Genomic DNA, 15,813 nt, shown 5'->3' with positions numbered 1-15,813 from the left:
CGGCTGTAGCTCAGTTGGATAGAGTACTTGGCTACGAACCAAGGGGTCGTGGGTTCGAATCCTGCCAGCCGCGCCACTTTTTTCGAGGGCCTTCCGAATCGAAGGCCCTTTCAGTTCGAAGCAGTAGAAGTCTTGTTTTTGCGTGCGGCTGTAGCTCAGTTGGATAGAGTACTTGGCTACGAACCAAGGGGTCGTGGGTTCGAATCCTGCCAGCCGCGCCACCTTAAAAGGGCTTTCCTCCGGGAAAGCCCTTTTTCTTTTCAACTCCCCCTCGCTCGCACCATCGCACCGCTCCGGCGGCGGCGCACACTCGTTGCACGGCGCCAATGAAAACGGCGGCCGCTGGCCGCCGTCGATCAATTGCCCGCTCGCGCGCGGCGTCAATAATCCTGCCGCTCGCGCTCGATACGCATGCCGCCGTCGTGGCGCGCATGCGCGCCGTCATCGGTCGAGCGCTCGCGCATGATCCGCATCACGTCCGGATTGGTTCTCACGCGCCGCATCACGTTCGCGAGATGCACGCGGTCGCTGACCTGGATCACGAAGCGCAGCACCGTCGATTCGTGCGTCAGATCCTCGTCCATCGCGATATGCACGATGTTCGCGTCGGCCGACGTGATGTCCGCCGCGACGCGTGCGAAGATGCCCTTCGTGTTCTTCACGAGCGCCTTCACCGCGACATCGAACAGGCGGCCCGGTTGCGGCGCCCATTCGACGTCGATCCAGCGGCCCGGATCGCGGCGATGGATACGCTGCGCGACACGGCAATCGGTCGTATGAATCGCCATGCCCAGGCCGATGCCGATGTAGCCCATGATCGCGTCGCCCGGGATCGGCCGGCAGCACGCTGACAACTGCACGGACATCCCTTCGGTGCCGGTAATCACGACCGGCGGCGCATGATGCGCGGGATGCCGCTCGGACTTCGGCAGATCGTCGTCCGCGTCGCGGCCGCTCATCAACACCTCGATGCGCTTGGCCATCACCGCGGCCACGCGGCGGCCGAGGCCGATATCCGCGAAGATTTCCTGACGGCTCTTGTTGCCCGTCCACTGCACGAGCTTCTCCCACACTTCCGGCTCGACATCGGCCAGCGCGAGGCCATAGCCCTTCAGGCTCTGGTCGACGAGCCGCTCGCCCAGCTGCACCGACTCGTTCAGGCGCATCGTCTTCAGGTAATGGCGGATCGCCGAACGGGCCTTGCCGGTCCGCACGAAGCCGAGCCATGCGGGGTTCGGCTTCGAATACGGCGCGGTGATCACCTCGACGATGTCGCCGCTCTTCAGCTCGGTGCGCAGCGGCAGCAGCTCGTTGTTGATCTTCACGGCCACGCACTGGTTGCCGAGATCGCTGTGGATCGAATACGCGAAATCGAGCGCCGTCGCGCCGCGCGGCAGCGCCATGATCTTCGACTTCGGCGTGAACACGTAGACCGCGTCGGGGAACAGGTCGATCTTCACGTGCTCGAGGAATTCGCTCGAATCGCCGGCTTCGCTCTGGATGTCGAGCAGCGACTTCAGCCACTGGTGCGCGCGCTTTTGCACGTCACTGAGATCCGCGCTGCCGTTCTTGTACAGCCAGTGCGCGGCGACCCCCGCCTCGGCGATCTCGTGCATCTTGCGCGTGCGCACCTGGAACTCGATCGGCGCGCCGAACGGGCCGACGAGCGTGGTGTGCAGCGACTGATAGCCGTTGATCTTCGGGATCGCGATGTAGTCTTTGAACTTGCCGGGCACCGGCTTGTACAGCGCGTGCAATGCGCCGATGCACGTGTAGCAGTCGAGCGGGCTGTCGACGACGACGCGGAAACCGTACACGTCGAGCACCTGCGAGAACGACAGCTGCTTGTCGCGCATCTTGCGATAGACGCTGTAGATGGTCTTCTCGCGGCCGGTGATTTCGGCGTCGATCTTCGCGTCGGCCATCGCGCGCTGCGCGGCCTCGAGGATCTTGCTGATCACTTCGCGGCGGTTGCCGCGCGCGGCCTTCACGGCCTTCTCGAGCGTCGCGTAGCGATGCGGATTGAAGTTCGCGAAGCTCATGTCCTGCAGCTCGCGATACGTGTTGTTCAACCCGAGCCGGTGCGCGATCGGTGCGTAGATGTCGAGCGTTTCGCGCGCGACGCGGCGGCGCTTTTCCATCGGCACCGCGCCGAGCGTGCGCATGTTGTGCAGGCGGTCGGCGAGCTTGACGAGAATGACGCGCACGTCGCGTGCCATCGCGAGCAGCATCTTGCGGAAGTTTTCCGCCTGCGCTTCCTCGCGACTGCGGAATTCCATCTTGTCGAGCTTGGACAGGCCGTCGACCAGTTCGGCGACCTTCGGGCCGAACCGCTCGGCCAGCTCGTTCTTGGTCACGCCCTGGTCTTCCATCACGTCGTGCAGCAACGCGGCCATCACGGCCTGCGCGTCGAGCTTCCAGCCGGCGCAGATTTCCGCGACGGCGACGGGATGGGTGATGTAGGGCTCGCCGCTCTGGCGATATTGACCGAGGTGGGCTTCGTCACTGAAGTGGAACGCCGCCTTGACCTCTTTGATTTCGTCCGGGGCGAGATACTCGGCGAGTACGGTCGTCAGTTTCGCGATCGAAACGACGCCGTGCTTGCGCGGCTGCTCCGGAGTGGCGGTCGGCCCGAACAGATGCCGAAAGGACTGTTCGAGGACCGCGTCGATGTACTGGCGCGCAGGCGACTGGGCCGTGGCTTCGGTGGTCGAATCCGCGGAGGCGGACGATGGGGTGGTGCTCATATTCGCCTCCAGGTCGAGTCGTTGCGCGCGTGGATTACATGGCTGGAACGGGCCGGATGCGCGTTACACCGGCACCTTCTTCAGCATCTCGACGCCGACCTGGCCGGCAGCGATTTCGCGCAGCGCGACGACGGTCGGCTTGTCGCGGCTTTCGATCTTCGGCGTATGGCCTTGCGCGAGCTGCCGCGCGCGGTAGGTGGCGGCGAGCGCCAGTTCGAAGCGGTTCGGGATTTGCTTCAGGCAGTCTTCGACGGTAATGCGAGCCATGTTGGTAATTCCTTCTGAATATAGTCGTTATTCTACCTTATGTCCCTCGGCCCCCGCGTCATTCCGCGTGGGGCAGATGGATGCCGAGCTCGATGAACAGCTCGGTGTGTCGCGCGTACTGCGAAGCGAAGCGCAGGCGCGTCGCCGCGACGATGCATTCGAGCTCTGCGAGCGCACGCTCGAAATTCTCGTTGATCACCACGTATTCCGCTTCCGACGCGTGCGCGATCTCGCTGCCGGCAGCCAGCAGGCGCCGCGTGATCACGTTCGGCTCGTCCTGGCCGCGCTTCTTCAGACGTTCCTCGAGCGCATCGAGCGACGGCGGCAGGATGAAGATGCCGACCGCGTTGCGGAACTGCTTCTTCACCTGCAGTGCGCCCTGCCAGTCGATTTCGAGCAGCACGTCGTGGCCGTTCTTCATCTGCTCTTCGATCCAGACGCGCGACGTGCCGTAATAGTTGCCGTGCACTTCCGCGCTCTCGAGGAATTCGTGCGCCGCGTGACGCGTGCGGAAATCGTCGACGGTCGTGAAGTGATAGTGCTGGCCGTCCTGTTCGCCCGGGCGCGGCTTGCGCGTCGTGTACGAAATCGACAGGCAGATGTCGCTGTCCTTCGACAGCAGCGCATTCACGAGCGTCGACTTGCCGGCGCCCGACGGCGCGACGACCATGAACAGGTTGCCGGGATAGACGCCGCCGTGCAGCGAATGCGACGCGTGGCCGTCGCGGGTGGATTCGGTCATGATGCTTTACTCCAGGTTTTGCACTTGCTCTCGCATCTGCTCGATCAACAGCTTGAGCGCCATCGATGCGTCGGCCAGCTCCTTCGCCGCCGCCTTCGAGCCGAGCGTGTTTGCTTCTCGATTCAGTTCCTGCATCATGAAGTCGAGACGCTTGCCGACGCGGCCGCCCTTCTCGATCACGTGACGCGTTTCGTTCAGGTGCGCGGTGAGACGCGACAGTTCTTCCGCGATGTCGATCCGGATCCCGTACATCGTCACTTCCTGACGAATGCGTTCCGCAGCTTCCTCGCGCGTGACGATCGCCGCGCTGCCTTCGGGCGCTGCAATGCCGAGCGCTTCCTGCAGCCGTTCGACGATCTTCTGCTGATGCTTCGCGATCAGCTCCGGCACGAGCGGCGTGATGCGCGCGACGATCGCTTCCATCTCGGTGACGTTCGACAGCAGCATCGCCGCCAGTTGCGCGCCTTCGCGCGAACGCACGACGACGAGCTCGCCGATCGCTTCCTTGCCGCACGCGAGCACCGCATCGCGGATCGTTTCCGCCGACACGCCGCTCTCGGCCAGCACGCCCGGCCAGCGCAGGATTTCTCCCGCGCGCAGGCGGCCGACGCCCGGGAACGAGTCGAGCACCGCGCGCTCGAGATCGGCAAGCTGGCCGAGCGCCGACTGGTTCAGCGCGCCCGCGCCGATGCTCTGTTCGCCGCGCTGCAGGTTGATGCGCACGTCGACCTTGCCGCGCGACAGCTTGTTCATCAGCATTTCGCGCAGCGCGGGTTCGCACGCGCGCACGTCGTCCGGCATCCGGAAATTGAGGTCGAGGAAGCGCGAGTTCACGGTGCGCAGTTCGACCGACACGCTGGTGCCGCCGTTGCCGGTGGCCGTTGCGAGTTCGCGCGTCGCGTTCGCGTAGCCCGTCATGCTGTAGATCATGGTTCGTCTCGCCGTCTGGGTGCCCTCGCGGGCAGGGATATGTCGAGGCGCCCGGCGCATCGGAAAGCGCGGGGCGGGAAGCGCGCATTATCCCATTTTTGCGGACCACCCCGCCGGGCACGCCCGCCGTTCGGCGCTAAAATCGGGGTTTCCTCTCCTTCCGCGATTTCCCCATGACGTCTTCCGTTTCCCGCCCGAGCGGCCGCCGCGCCGACGAACTGCGCAAGGTCGCCCTCACGCGCCACTACACGAAACACGCCGAAGGCTCGGTCCTGGTCGAATTCGGCGACACCAAGGTGCTCTGCACCGCGAGCGTCTCCGAACGCGTGCCCGACTTCCTGCGCGACCGCGGGCAAGGCTGGCTGACCGCCGAATACGGGATGCTGCCCCGCGCGACGCACACGCGCAGCGACCGTGAAGCCGCGCGCGGCAAGCAGACGGGCCGCACGCAGGAAATTCAGCGCCTGATCGGCCGCGCGTTGCGCGCGGTGTTCGATCTCGAGGCGCTCGGCCCGCGCACGATCCACATCGACTGCGACGTGATCCAGGCCGACGGCGGCACGCGTACGGCGAGCATCACCGGCGCCTTCGTCGCCGCCCACGACGCCGTGTCGAAGCTGATCGCGGCCGGCAAGCTCGCGCGCTCGCCGATCACCGACCACGTCGCCGCGATCTCGGTCGGCGTGTACGAAGGCGCGCCGGTGCTCGACCTCGATTACGCGGAAGATTCGCAGTGCGACACCGACATGAACGTCGTGATGACGGGCGCCGGCGGTTTCGTCGAAGTCCAGGGCACGGCCGAAGGCGTGCCGTTCTCGCGCGCCGAGATGAACGCGCTGCTCGACCTCGCGCAGGGCGGGATCGCCGCGCTCGTGCAGCTGCAGAAGGATGTCCTGGGCGCCGACCATGCCTGACGATCGCACCCTCGCGCCGCTGTCGCGCATCGTTCTCGCGTCGAACAATCCCGGCAAGCTGCGCGAATTCACCGCGCTGTTCTCGACGGTCGGCATCGAGATCGTCCCGCAGGGCGACCTCGCCGTGCCCGAAGCGGAAGAGCCGTTCGGCACGTTCATCGAGAACGCGCTGACGAAGGCGCGTCACGCGTCGCGCCTCACCGGGCTGCCGGCGATCGCCGACGATTCGGGCCTGTGCGTGCGCGTGCTGCGCGGCGCGCCGGGCGTCTATTCGGCGCGCTACGCGCAGCGCGCGGGCCGCGACAAGGGCGACGCGGCGAACAACGCGTATCTCGTCGAGCAGCTGCGCGGCGTCGACGACCGGCGCGCATACTATTGCTGCGTGCTCGCGCTGGTGCGCCACGTGGACGATCCCGAACCGCTGTTCGCCGAAGGCCGCTGGGCCGGCGAGATCGTCGACACGCCGCGCGGCGAGCACGGATTCGGCTACGACCCGTATTTCTACCTGCCGGCGCTCGGCGCGACGGCCGCGGAACTCGATCCGGCCGTGAAGAACACGCACAGCCATCGCGCGCTGGCGCTGAAGGCGCTGCTGGCGCGGCTCGCGGAGGAAGCATGAGCGTGCCCGATACCCGTTCGCTGCAGGGGGGTGCATGAGCCAGGCTGCGGAAACCGGCGCGCGCGTCGTCGCGACCTTCACGTCGCCCGGCCAGGTACGGCTCACGTCGCTGCCGCCGCTCGCGCTGTACGTGCATTTCCCGTGGTGCGTGCGCAAGTGCCCGTACTGCGATTTCAACTCGCACGAATGGAAAGGCGAACGGTTTCCGGAAACCGAGTACCTCGACGCGCTGCGTGCCGATCTCGAGCAGGCGCTGCCGCTCGTCTGGGGGCGGCAGGTGCATACCGTGTTCATCGGCGGCGGCACGCCGAGCCTGCTGTCGGCGGCCGGCCTCGACCGGATGCTGTCCGACGTGCGCGCGCTGCTGCCGCTCGACGCCGACGCCGAGATCACGCTCGAGGCGAATCCGGGCACGTTCGAAGCCGCGAAGTTCGCGCAGTTCCGCGCGAGCGGCGTGAACCGCCTGTCGGTCGGCATCCAGAGCTTCAACGAAACGCACCTGAAGGCGCTCGGCCGGATTCACGACACCGCGCAGGCGCGCGCGGCCGTCGAGATCGCCGCGAAGACCTTCGACAACTTCAACCTCGACCTGATGTTCGCGCTGCCGAACCAGACGCTCGACGAATGCCGCACCGACATCGAGACCGCGCTGTCGTTCGCGCCGCCGCATCTGTCGCTGTACCACCTGACGCTCGAGCCGAATACGCTGTTCGCGAAGTTCCCGCCGGTCGTCCCCGACGACGACGCGTCGGCCGACATGCAGGAATGGATTCATGCGCGCACGGCCGAAGCCGGCTACGGGCGCTACGAAGTGTCCGCGTATGCGAAGCCGAATCATCAGTGCAAGCACAACCTGAACTACTGGCGTTTCGGCGACTATCTCGGGATCGGTGCGGGCGCACACACGAAGCTGTCGTTCCCGAACCGGATCCTGCGGCAGGCGCGCCACAAGCATCCGGCCACCTTCATCGAGCAGGCGAAGGCCGGCAACGCCGTGCAGGAAGAGCGTGAAGTCGGTGCGCGCGACCTGCCGTTCGAGTTCATGCTGAACACGCTGCGGCTCGTCGAGGGTTTCCCGGTGCACAGCTTCGCCGAACGCACGGGCCTGCCGATGAGCACGATCGAGCCGGCGCTGAAGGAAGCGGAGCGACGCGGGCTGATCACGCGCGATTTCACGCAGATCGCGCCGACGCCGCTCGGCCAGCGTTTCCTCAACGACCTGCAGGAATTGTTCCTGCGCGACGATTGAAGGCATGAGCGAGGCGGCATTTCGGTTACAATGCCGCCTCGTGTGGAAGCGTGGCCGAGCGGTTTAAGGCACCGGTCTTGAAAACCGGCGACGGGAAACTGTCCGTGAGTTCGAATCTCACCGCTTCCGCCAGGAAGCACACCCAACCCCGTCCATTTGCAGAATGACGGGGTTTTTGTTTATCCGTGCGCCTTCCCCGCACGTTCCGACGCGCCGCGCCGGATCCCGTTACAATCCCGCGCTCCGATTCGCGAAACGGGAAATCCACGTCATGAAGCCCTTCATCGTCTCGTCGCTCGTCGCCGTGCTGGCCGCTGTCAGCACGCATGCAGCGGCCGACACCGCCTCCGGCAGCGACGCGCCGGCGTCATGCGCGATTGCATACGTGACCGGCGTCGGCGGTTCGCCGCGCGGCCTGAGCGAATATCTCGCGAGCCCGTCACCCTACAACTACCTGAAGGACAACGAGCTACAGTGCAAGGTGGCGGACGACGGACGCACGTCGAACTGCACCGGCGTGACCTACCTGCGGAACGAACAGGTCAGCGTGTACGACGATTCCGACCCGGCGACGCTGAGCGTCGTTGCGCGCGTGGAACTCGACCACGGCCAGAAGTATCCGGTGATCGTCGTCGTGCAGCGCAAGGACGCACGCTGCAAGCAATGATGCCGCCGCGCGCGTAGCCGTCAGTCGGGACGGAACGCGCGACCGTACCGCGCCGGACGCCTCCCGGCCCGCGCCGCCATCGCCTAGAATTCGTTCAACACGGCGACACAAACGCCGCCGCGTACTCGATGCCGCACGCGCCACCCCTGCGCGCGGCACACGGAGATCGCCATGACCGAACTGCCGAGCGCGACGGAACACGTCGATTACGAAGGCTTCGAGATCCATGTCGTGCCGGCCGCCGTGCCCGGCAGCGACACCCGCTACACCTACACCGGCTACGTGTGCCATCCGGGCGTGAATCCCGCACTGCCCGACCACGCGGTGCCGTTCCACGCGGACGGCGAAGAAAGCTTCGCGAGCCTCGACGAGGCGGTGCACGAAGCCGTGCACATCGGCAAGAGCATCATCGACGGTACGCACCCCGACCTGTCGGTCCTGTCGCTCGTGACGCACGGCTTCTGACGCGCACGGGCGGCATCGCTTGCAGTCGCGTGTGCGGCTGGCCGCGGTGCCGCATCGGCAGGCCGTCACGCACCGCCGGACGATCGCCGCATGCCGCACCTTTCAACCGTGCAACAACCCGCGCCCGCAGAGCACGCTGTCGCATGTCACGCCACGTCACGTCGCGATGTGCGATGCAGCACGCGGCCGTCATCATCAGCGATCGCCGCGCCCGGTGTCGCGCGCTATGCGTTTCCCCCCATGTCGTCTCGCGTCGGTGCGCCTATCATTTTTTTATCGTCCCTCCTGGCCATCTCCTCATGCCCGCCCTTCTCCGTCCGCGCGTCGACCGGCTGCGCATTGCTGCGCTGGCCGTCGCCGCCCTGCTTGCCGCGTGCACGATCACGCCCCCCGCGTCGCTACACTCGGTCCTGACGATTCCTTCGATCACGCGCAGCGGGAGCCTCGACCAGTATCGCGTCGAGGTCGCGAATCGTATCGCCGCACGCAATCCGTCCGGCATGCTGCACGGCACGCCGCAAGCGATGCTTCGTTCGCTCGTCGTCGTGTCCTTCACCGTCGACGGCAGCGGCCGCCTCGTCAACGCGTCCGTTTATCGCAGCAACGGCGACAGCGAAGCGGAAACGCTCGCGCTCGCGTCGCTGCGCCGCTCGGCGCCGCTGCCGGCGCCGCCGTCGCGCCTGCTCGACGGCAACGGCCGGCTCGAATTGATGGAAGGCTGGCTCTTCAACGACGACGGTCACTTCCAGCTGCAAAGCACTGCGTCCGCGCAGGCGCAATCGATCGACTGACGCGCCGCCGCCGCGCGATTGCCGGTGTACGGCGGCGCTGGCTATAATTTTCCGCAATCGCGCAGCCATCACGCCGCGCGTGCGCTCGCGCGCCCCACCCGGCATGCGAGCCGACCACGCCGGCACCGGGCGGCGGCGACGTACCCGTCTCCATCGTCGACCGGCGGGTGACGTCCGCGCCACGGTACGCGCTCACGCCGCCACCGCGTCATCCGCATCATCCGCTCGGCTGCTCCCGGCAGGCGTTTGCCTGCCTGACCGCACGCTCAGCCGACCGCCCCAACGACAAAACGGAGACATCCATGTCCGCATCCCCCCCGACCGTTGCTCACGCAACCGGTTCGGCCGGCGCCGTCAGCCACCGGCGCATCGTGTTCGCGAGCTTCATCGGCACCGCGATCGAGTTCTACGATTTCTACGTGTACGCGACGGCCGCCGCGCTCGTCATCGGCCCCGTGTTCTTCCCGCATGGTTCCGCGACCGCACAGGCGCTGTCCGCGTTCGTCACGTTCGGCATCGCGTTCATCGCGCGCCCGATCGGCTCGTTCCTGTTCGGGCACTTCGGCGACCGCATCGGCCGCAAGTCGACGCTCGTCGCGTCGCTGCTCGTGATGGGCGTGTCCACCACCGCAATCGGCTTCGTGCCGGGCTACGACGCGATCGGCGCGCTCGCGCCGGTGCTGCTGTGCGTGCTGCGCTTCGGCCAGGGGATCGGCCTCGGCGGCGAATGGGGCGGCGCAGCGTTGCTCGCGACCGAGCACGCGCCGCAGGGCAAGCGCGGCTGGTTCGGGATGTTCCCGCAGCTCGGGCCATCGGTCGGCTTCCTGATGTCGAACGGCCTGTTCTTCGCCCTGGCGCTGTCGCTGTCCGACGAGCAGTTCCGCAGCTGGGGCTGGCGCATCCCGTTCCTCGTCAGCGCGGTGCTCGTCGCGCTCGGCCTGTATGTGCGGCTCAAGATCACCGAGACGCCCGCGTTCCAGGCCGCGCTCGACCGCAACGAGCGCGTGCGCGTGCCGGTCGCGACGCTCGTGACGCAGCACTGGCAGCCGACGCTGCTCGGTGCGCTCGCAATGGTCGTCTGCTACACGCTGTTCTACATCTCGACGGTGTTCTCGCTGTCGTACGGCGTGTCGGCACTGCATATTCCGCGCCAGAGCTTCCTCGGCCTGCTGTGCCTGGCCGTCGTGTTCATGGGGCTCGCGACGCCGCTTTCCGCATGGGCGTCGGACCGCTTCGGCCGCAAGCCGGTGCTCATCGTCGGCGCGATCGCCGCGCTGCTGTCGGGTTTCGCGATGGAGCCGCTGCTCGGCAGCGGCTCGATGCCGCTCGTCGCGCTGTTCCTCACGATCGAGCTGTTCCTGATGGGTGTGACGTTCGCCCCGATGGGCGCGCTGCTGCCGGAACTGTTCCCGACCAACGTCCGCTATACGGGCGCGGGCGTCGCATACAACCTCGGCGGGATCCTCGGCGCGTCGATCGCACCGTACATCGCGCAGTTGCTGGCGGCGCGCGGCGGGCTGTCGTGGGTGGGCGGCTATGTCTCGGTCGCGGCGGCGATCAGCCTGATCGGCGTGCTGCTGATGCGCGAAACGCGCGACGCGTCGCTCGTCTGAACCTCCGGGGCGACCCGGGTTGTGCGGCGGCCGGCGCTGCCTATACTCGATCCTGGGCGCGCCGCTGCGCGCCCGGGGATCTCGCCCCGACAGGAGCCGCCGCCATGAACATCCGCCTCGGCAATGCCGATCTCATCCTGATCCTCGCGCTCGCGCTGGGCGGCGCCTTGCTGCTCGCGCTGCGGTTCCGGCCGAAGACATGGCGCGGCCTCTTGTTCGAGGCGCTGCTGGCGAATCTGGCGGCGATCGCCGCCGTCGTCACGGTCGAGGTACTGCTCGCCTGAACCCGGCCCCGCCTGCGGTGCGTTGCGTCAGGCGGACAGCCGCGCGCGCAGCGCACCGTAGGCCGGGCCGACCGCATCGATCGCGTCCAGCGCCTCATCGACGGTCGGCATCGCGCCCGGCTCGCCGATCGACAGCGCATTCGGCGCGCCGCCGATGCCGCAATGGTGGCGCGACGTCGCGACGAAAATCATCACGGTCGGCCGCTGCAGCGCGTGCGCCATGTGTACGAACCCCGTATCGACCCCCACCACGAGCGCGGCCCGGCCCAGCGTCGCGCCAAGCTCACGCACTGTCATCGCCGGTAACACGAGCGCGCCCGGCGCACGGGCGGCGATGTCCTGCGCATCGTCGTGCTCGGCCGCCGATCCCCACGGCAACAGCACGCGCACGCCGCGCGCCATCATCTGCGTGGCAAGCGCGGCCCAGTGATCGGCCGGCCATTTCTTGTCGGGGTTGGACGTCGCGTGGAACAGCAGCATGAACGGCGCGCCGTCGGTCACGGCGGGCGGCAGGCTCACGCCCTGCGGCGGTACGATGCCATAGGCGGCGAGACCTTCAGGCCGGTAGCCGAGCGCTTCGCCGGCGCTCACGCGCATGCCGTGCCACGCATCGCAGTCCGGCCGCGGGCCGAAACGATGCGAATACGCGAAACGCGCGCCCGTTTCGCCGAGATCCTGGGTCTGGTAGCCGACACGGCGCGCCGCACGCGCCAGCGCCGAAATGATCGCGCTCTTGTACACGCCATGCAGGTCGATGACCGCATCGTAGCGATGCGCCCGCAACGCGCCGATCGACGCCGAAATCGCCTTCAGGTCGCCGGCGTTGCGGAGCTTCTTGAAGCGGCGCAGCGGCGCGCACAGCACGGCGCTCACGCCCGGATGCCAGCGCACGACCTCGGCACACGACTCGTCCACGGCCCAGTCGACCGTCACGCCGGGAAAGGCGCGATGCAGATCCGCGACGACGGGCAGCGTCTGGACGACGTCGCCGAGCGACGTCACTTTCACGATGAGGATGCGTTTCACGTTTGCGGGGAAGAGCCAGCCATTTGGGGATGCTAACGACGGATGCCCGTCGCGAGCATTACTCTTAAATTACATTTGCAACGAAATGCTACAAGCTTGCAAAACATTGTCACCCGACTGCGCGGCGCCGGTTCTTTTTATAATCGGTCCTTTGCCTGATGGCCCCCGCCGATGCCACGCCCTGCCATTCCCGCCCTGTTTCCCGCCCTCACTCGCCGCTCGCTGCGCATCTGGCGCCAGTACGGTGTCTTCTGGCTCGGCGCGATCGTCGTCGGCCTCGCGGCCGTGCTCTACGCGCGGTTGATCGACTGGGGCTACGAGACCTTCCGGGCGATGCGCGATCACGCCGTGTGGCTGCCGCTGCTGTTGACGCCGGCCATCGCCGCCGCGTCGGTCTGGCTCACGCGACGGTTCTTCCGCGGCGCCGAAGGCAGCGGCATCCCGCAGGTGATCGCCACCCTGCATGCGCGCCCGAGCGCGTTCGGCGCCCGGCTGCTGACGCTGCGCATCCTGTTCGGCAAGGTGCTGATCTCGCTCCTCGGCATCCTGGGCGGCTTCACGATCGGCCGCGAGGGGCCGACCGTGCAGGTCGGCGCGGCGCTGATGTTCAACCTGCGGCGCTTCTACCCGCGCTCCAATGCGCAGATCGAACGCCAGCTCGTGCTGGCCGGCGCGGCGGCCGGGCTGTCGGCCGCGTTCAACACGCCGCTCGCCGGGATCGTGTTCGCGATCGAGGAACTGACGCGCAGCTTCTCCGCGCGCGCCAGCGGCGTGCTGATCACCGCGATCATCCTCGCCGGCGTCGTCGCGCTCGGCCTGAACGGCAACTACACGTACTTCGGCACGATCGACACCGGCCCCCATTTCCCGAAGCTGCTGGCGGTCGCGGTGCTGGTCACCGCGATCGTGACGGGCATCGCGGGCGGCGTGTTCTGCTGGCTGCTGCTCAACACCGGGCGCTGGCTGCCCGCGCGCCTGCTGGGCCTGTACCGCGAACGACCGGTCACGTTCGCCGCGCTGTGCGGTTTCGCGATCGCCGTGGTCGGCCTCGTGTCGGGCGGCACGACCTTCGGCAGCGGCTACGCCGAGGCGCGCGGCCTGCTCGACGGCAGCCAGCACCTGTCGGTGTTCTATCCGTTCCTGAAGATGATCTCGATGGTCGCGTCGTACCTGCCGGGCATCCCGGGCGGGATCTTCGCGCCGTCGCTGTCGATCGGCGCCGGATTCGGCAACCTGCTGCACATCGTGTTCAGCAACATGAGCCTGCCGATGCTGATCGCGCTCGCGATGGTCGGCTATCTTGCGGCCGTCACGCAGTCGCCGATCACGTCGTTCGTGATCGTGATGGAGATGATCAATGGTCATGCCCTGGTGATCTCGCTGATGGCTACCGCGCTGGTGTCGAGCCGCGTATCGCGCTTTTTCGCGCCGCCGCTCTATGAAACGCTCGCACAGCGCTATCTCGCGCCGCCCGTCGCGGCCGCCGAACCTGCCGCGGCAACCACTGCGGCTGCAACCGCGACGACCGACGTGACCGACGTGACCGAACCTCAGGATGCAACCTCGGTCCCCGCCGATCCGCTCGACACGCTGCGCGACGAAGACCGTACCGCGCCCGCGGCTGCGGCCCCGGACGAAGGCGCGGCGCACCCGGCGGCCCCGCACGATGCCGGACCGGCTGCGTCCGGCGCGAACGGGCCGGCGCAACACGGCCCGCGCGACGCTCAGTAGATCACGACAGGGGCCGGCCGGTAGTAGACGGGACGCGCCGGCACGACGACGCACCCGGCCAGCGTGATCGCGACGAGCGCGATGACGATGACGGTTCTTTTCATCACGCGGCTCCATCACGCCCAGTGGCCGCGCGTCCAGAACCAGTTCGGACCGCGCTGGTCCCAGTGGCCCGGCACCCATTGCATGCCGACGCGCTCGGCCTCCCAGTGGCCGCCGATCCACACATAGCGGCCATGCTCCCAGCGCCAGTGCCCGCGCTCCCACACGTAGCCCACACGCGCGGTCGGCACGACCTCGTAGCGCACGGGCGGCGGCGCATTGGGCGAGACGATGACGACTTCCTCGGTACGCACGGCGACCGGCTCGGCGATAACCACACGCCCCTGCGGCGCGATCACGGGCGCGCCGACGAGAATTTCGTCCGCATGCGCGGCAAACGGCGCGACGACGGCTGACAGGCCCGCGGCAAACAGCGCGAGCGAAACGATACGACGTTGAACATGAGAGACAGCCATCACAACCTCCTGGTTGAACAAGTAACGCGAGCGTATTCGTTCAATGCGGGAGGGTCGATTACGACCGACAGGCGCCGTGTTACGGCGTGCCCGAAAGTGCAACAGGGCGTAAGACGCGCACGGCGGCGGGTGCCGCCGTGCGGAGGGACTCCGGCAAGCGTCAGGCTTGCGGGATCTCGATCTTCACTTCGAGGACTTCGAGGTCGTCCTGGCGCTCGAGGCTCACGCGGATGTCATCGTCCGAAATATGGACATACTTCGAGATGACCGCGACCAGCTCCTTCTGCAGCGCCGGCAGGTAATCGGCCGGCGGCCGGCCACCGACCCGCTCGTGTGCGATGATGAGTTGCAGGCGCTCCTTCGCGACCGATGCAGACTTCTTCTTCTCGCCGAGGAGAAACGAAAGAATGGACATGGGCGGCCTCCGTTACTTGCTGCCGAAGAGGCGCTGCAGCAGGCCCGGCTTCTGGTAATCGGTGAAGCGCAGCGGCTTGTCCTCGCCGAGGAAGCGCGAGACGACATCCTTGTACGCTTCGGCGACGTCGGTACCGTCGATATGGACGGCCGGCAGACCCTGGTTCGATGCGTGCAGCACGGCTTCCGATTCCGGCACCACGCCGATCAGCTTGATGCGCAGGATCTCGCTGATGTCCTCGAGCGACAGCATCTCGCCTTCGCTCACGCGCTTCGGGCTGTAACGCGTGATCAGCAGGTGCTCCTTGATCGGATCCTTGCCTTCGGTCGCGCGCTTCGTCTTCGACGACAGGATGCCGAGAATGCGGTCCGAGTCGCGCACCGACGACACTTCCGGGTTCGTGACGATCAGCGCTTCATCCGCGAAGTACATCGCGTGCAGTGCACCCGCCTCGATACCGGCCGGCGAATCGCAGACGATGAATTCGAAGTCCATCGCGACGAGGTCGTTCAGCACCTTCTCGACGCCGTCGCGCGTCAGCGCATCCTTGTCGCGCGTCTGCGACGCCGGCAGGATGAACAGGTTCTCGCACTTCTTGTCCTTGATCAGCGCCTGGTTCAGGTTCGCTTCGCCCTGGATCACGTTCACGAGGTCATACACGACGCGACGCTCGCAGCCCATGATGAGATCGAGGTTGCGCAGGCCGACGTCGAAGTCGATCACGGCCGTCTTGTGGCCGCGCAGCGCGAGGCCCGACGCGAAGCTTGCGCTCGTCGTCGTCTTGCCCACGCCGCCCTTGCCCGAGGTCACCACGATGATTTTTGCCATTTACCCA

At 67.0% G+C, this 15,813-nt stretch carries 17 protein-coding genes and 2 tRNA genes; 11 read left to right on the top strand and 8 right to left on the bottom strand.

Translation table 11 applies throughout. The annotated features are described in order from the left end of the window. Window positions 1-144 precede the first annotated feature (144 nt). Window positions 145-221, top strand: a tRNA-Arg gene (locus tag BLA15945_RS33045). A 159-nt stretch (window positions 222-380) separates the two neighbouring features. On the opposite strand, the gene BLA15945_RS33040 is transcribed toward BLA15945_RS33045, so the two are convergent. The 4 genes from BLA15945_RS33040 to BLA15945_RS33025 form a co-directional block, all read right to left on the bottom strand. Further along, window positions 381-2,747, bottom strand: a complete 2,367-nt coding sequence (locus tag BLA15945_RS33040; protein WP_059235575.1) for a RelA/SpoT family protein — start codon at window positions 2,745-2,747, stop codon at window positions 381-383. Between the two features lie 63 nt (window positions 2,748-2,810). Continuing rightward, on the bottom strand, window positions 2,811-3,014 hold the full coding sequence (gene rpoZ, locus BLA15945_RS33035) for a DNA-directed RNA polymerase subunit omega (RefSeq protein ID WP_006025620.1): 204 nt from the start codon (window positions 3,012-3,014) through the stop codon (window positions 2,811-2,813). Window positions 3,015-3,072: 58 nt separating this feature from the next. Beyond that, the gene (gene gmk, locus BLA15945_RS33030) at window positions 3,073-3,756 is read right to left on the bottom strand and encodes a guanylate kinase (RefSeq protein ID WP_059235577.1); all 684 of its coding nucleotides are present in this window, start codon (window positions 3,754-3,756) and stop codon (window positions 3,073-3,075) included. Between the two features lie 6 nt (window positions 3,757-3,762). Continuing rightward, window positions 3,763-4,686 (bottom strand): YicC/YloC family endoribonuclease, encoded by a 924-nt coding sequence (locus BLA15945_RS33025; protein ID WP_174994328.1) that lies wholly within the window; start codon window positions 4,684-4,686, stop codon window positions 3,763-3,765. A 173-nt stretch (window positions 4,687-4,859) separates the two neighbouring features. Between BLA15945_RS33025 and rph the strand changes: the two genes are divergently transcribed. From rph to BLA15945_RS32980, 9 genes are all read left to right on the top strand, one after another. Further along, window positions 4,860-5,600: a ribonuclease PH gene (gene rph / locus BLA15945_RS33020; protein WP_059235582.1), complete on the top strand. Its 741-nt coding sequence runs from the start codon at window positions 4,860-4,862 to the stop codon at window positions 5,598-5,600. Beyond that, window positions 5,593-6,219: an RdgB/HAM1 family non-canonical purine NTP pyrophosphatase gene (gene rdgB / locus BLA15945_RS33015; RefSeq protein ID WP_059236860.1), complete on the top strand. Its 627-nt coding sequence runs from the start codon at window positions 5,593-5,595 to the stop codon at window positions 6,217-6,219. Before rph ends, rdgB begins: the two co-directional genes overlap by 8 nt. A 34-nt stretch (window positions 6,220-6,253) precedes the next feature. Then, window positions 6,254-7,468, top strand: a complete 1,215-nt coding sequence (hemW, locus tag BLA15945_RS33010) for a radical SAM family heme chaperone HemW (RefSeq protein WP_174994326.1) — start codon at window positions 6,254-6,256, stop codon at window positions 7,466-7,468. 44 nt (window positions 7,469-7,512) lie between these two features. Continuing rightward, window positions 7,513-7,600 (top strand) — tRNA-Ser (locus BLA15945_RS33005). Window positions 7,601-7,739: 139 nt separating this feature from the next. Then, window positions 7,740-8,135 carry a hypothetical protein gene (locus BLA15945_RS33000; protein WP_059235586.1) on the top strand — a complete coding sequence of 132 codons (396 nt, stop codon included), beginning with the start codon at window positions 7,740-7,742 and terminating at the stop codon, window positions 8,133-8,135. Window positions 8,136-8,306: 171 nt separating this feature from the next. Then, window positions 8,307-8,600: a hypothetical protein gene (locus BLA15945_RS32995; RefSeq protein ID WP_059235588.1), complete on the top strand. Its 294-nt coding sequence runs from the start codon at window positions 8,307-8,309 to the stop codon at window positions 8,598-8,600. A 299-nt stretch (window positions 8,601-8,899) separates the two neighbouring features. Continuing rightward, on the top strand, window positions 8,900-9,391 hold the full coding sequence (locus BLA15945_RS32990) for an energy transducer TonB family protein (protein ID WP_174994325.1): 492 nt from the start codon (window positions 8,900-8,902) through the stop codon (window positions 9,389-9,391). Between the two features lie 302 nt (window positions 9,392-9,693). Continuing rightward, window positions 9,694-11,004, top strand: coding sequence for an MFS transporter (locus tag BLA15945_RS32985; protein ID WP_174994324.1), 1,311 nt, complete (start codon window positions 9,694-9,696; stop codon window positions 11,002-11,004). Window positions 11,005-11,108: 104 nt separating this feature from the next. Further along, window positions 11,109-11,288 (top strand): hypothetical protein, encoded by a 180-nt coding sequence (locus BLA15945_RS32980; protein WP_059235594.1) that lies wholly within the window; start codon window positions 11,109-11,111, stop codon window positions 11,286-11,288. Window positions 11,289-11,315: 27 nt separating this feature from the next. On the opposite strand, the gene waaC is transcribed toward BLA15945_RS32980, so the two are convergent. Beyond that, a complete protein-coding gene (waaC, locus tag BLA15945_RS32975) occupies window positions 11,316-12,314 on the bottom strand; it encodes a lipopolysaccharide heptosyltransferase I (RefSeq protein ID WP_174994323.1) in 999 nt (332 codons plus the stop codon). Between the two features lie 171 nt (window positions 12,315-12,485). Between waaC and BLA15945_RS32970 the strand changes: the two genes are divergently transcribed. Then, window positions 12,486-14,045, top strand: coding sequence for a chloride channel protein (locus BLA15945_RS32970; RefSeq protein ID WP_174994322.1), 1,560 nt, complete (start codon window positions 12,486-12,488; stop codon window positions 14,043-14,045). Between the two features lie 116 nt (window positions 14,046-14,161). Here the strand turns inward: BLA15945_RS32970 and BLA15945_RS32965 are convergent, their stop codons facing one another. The 3 genes from BLA15945_RS32965 to minD form a co-directional block, all read right to left on the bottom strand. Beyond that, window positions 14,162-14,563 carry a YXWGXW repeat-containing protein gene (locus BLA15945_RS32965; RefSeq protein ID WP_174994321.1) on the bottom strand — a complete coding sequence of 134 codons (402 nt, stop codon included), beginning with the start codon at window positions 14,561-14,563 and terminating at the stop codon, window positions 14,162-14,164. Between the two features lie 160 nt (window positions 14,564-14,723). Continuing rightward, window positions 14,724-14,978 carry a cell division topological specificity factor MinE gene (minE, locus tag BLA15945_RS32960; RefSeq protein ID WP_006476634.1) on the bottom strand — a complete coding sequence of 85 codons (255 nt, stop codon included), beginning with the start codon at window positions 14,976-14,978 and terminating at the stop codon, window positions 14,724-14,726. A 12-nt stretch (window positions 14,979-14,990) separates the two neighbouring features. Continuing rightward, window positions 14,991-15,806 carry a septum site-determining protein MinD gene (gene minD, locus BLA15945_RS32955; RefSeq protein WP_059235599.1) on the bottom strand — a complete coding sequence of 272 codons (816 nt, stop codon included), beginning with the start codon at window positions 15,804-15,806 and terminating at the stop codon, window positions 14,991-14,993. Between the last annotated feature and the right edge of the window lie 7 nt (window positions 15,807-15,813).

This window comes from Burkholderia arboris, from assembly GCF_902499125.1.
Lineage (GTDB): Bacteria > Pseudomonadota > Gammaproteobacteria > Burkholderiales > Burkholderiaceae > Burkholderia > Burkholderia arboris.
This window is presented reverse-complemented; position numbering and strand designations above follow the sequence as displayed.

Excerpts from the sequence above, each read along its gene's own strand:
- BLA15945_RS33040 (WP_059235575.1), bottom strand. The coding sequence starts at position 2,747 with ATGAGCACCACCCCATCGTCCGCCTCCGCGGATTCGACCACCGAAGCC.
- rpoZ (WP_006025620.1), bottom strand. The coding sequence starts at position 3,014 with ATGGCTCGCATTACCGTCGAAGACTGCCTGAAGCAAATCCCGAACCGC.
- gmk (WP_059235577.1), bottom strand. The coding sequence starts at position 3,756 with ATGACCGAATCCACCCGCGACGGCCACGCGTCGCATTCGCTGCACGGC.
- BLA15945_RS33025 (WP_174994328.1), bottom strand. The coding sequence starts at position 4,686 with ATGATCTACAGCATGACGGGCTACGCGAACGCGACGCGCGAACTCGCA.
- rph (WP_059235582.1), top strand. The coding sequence starts at position 4,860 with ATGACGTCTTCCGTTTCCCGCCCGAGCGGCCGCCGCGCCGACGAACTG.
- rdgB (WP_059236860.1), top strand. The coding sequence starts at position 5,593 with ATGCCTGACGATCGCACCCTCGCGCCGCTGTCGCGCATCGTTCTCGCG.
- hemW (WP_174994326.1), top strand. The coding sequence starts at position 6,254 with ATGAGCCAGGCTGCGGAAACCGGCGCGCGCGTCGTCGCGACCTTCACG.
- BLA15945_RS33000 (WP_059235586.1), top strand. The coding sequence starts at position 7,740 with ATGAAGCCCTTCATCGTCTCGTCGCTCGTCGCCGTGCTGGCCGCTGTC.
- BLA15945_RS32995 (WP_059235588.1), top strand. The coding sequence starts at position 8,307 with ATGACCGAACTGCCGAGCGCGACGGAACACGTCGATTACGAAGGCTTC.
- BLA15945_RS32990 (WP_174994325.1), top strand. The coding sequence starts at position 8,900 with ATGCCCGCCCTTCTCCGTCCGCGCGTCGACCGGCTGCGCATTGCTGCG.
- BLA15945_RS32985 (WP_174994324.1), top strand. The coding sequence starts at position 9,694 with ATGTCCGCATCCCCCCCGACCGTTGCTCACGCAACCGGTTCGGCCGGC.
- BLA15945_RS32980 (WP_059235594.1), top strand. The coding sequence starts at position 11,109 with ATGAACATCCGCCTCGGCAATGCCGATCTCATCCTGATCCTCGCGCTC.
- BLA15945_RS32970 (WP_174994322.1), top strand. The coding sequence starts at position 12,486 with ATGCCACGCCCTGCCATTCCCGCCCTGTTTCCCGCCCTCACTCGCCGC.
- BLA15945_RS32965 (WP_174994321.1), bottom strand. The coding sequence starts at position 14,563 with ATGGCTGTCTCTCATGTTCAACGTCGTATCGTTTCGCTCGCGCTGTTT.
- minE (WP_006476634.1), bottom strand. The coding sequence starts at position 14,978 with ATGTCCATTCTTTCGTTTCTCCTCGGCGAGAAGAAGAAGTCTGCATCG.
- minD (WP_059235599.1), bottom strand. The coding sequence starts at position 15,806 with ATGGCAAAAATCATCGTGGTGACCTCGGGCAAGGGCGGCGTGGGCAAG.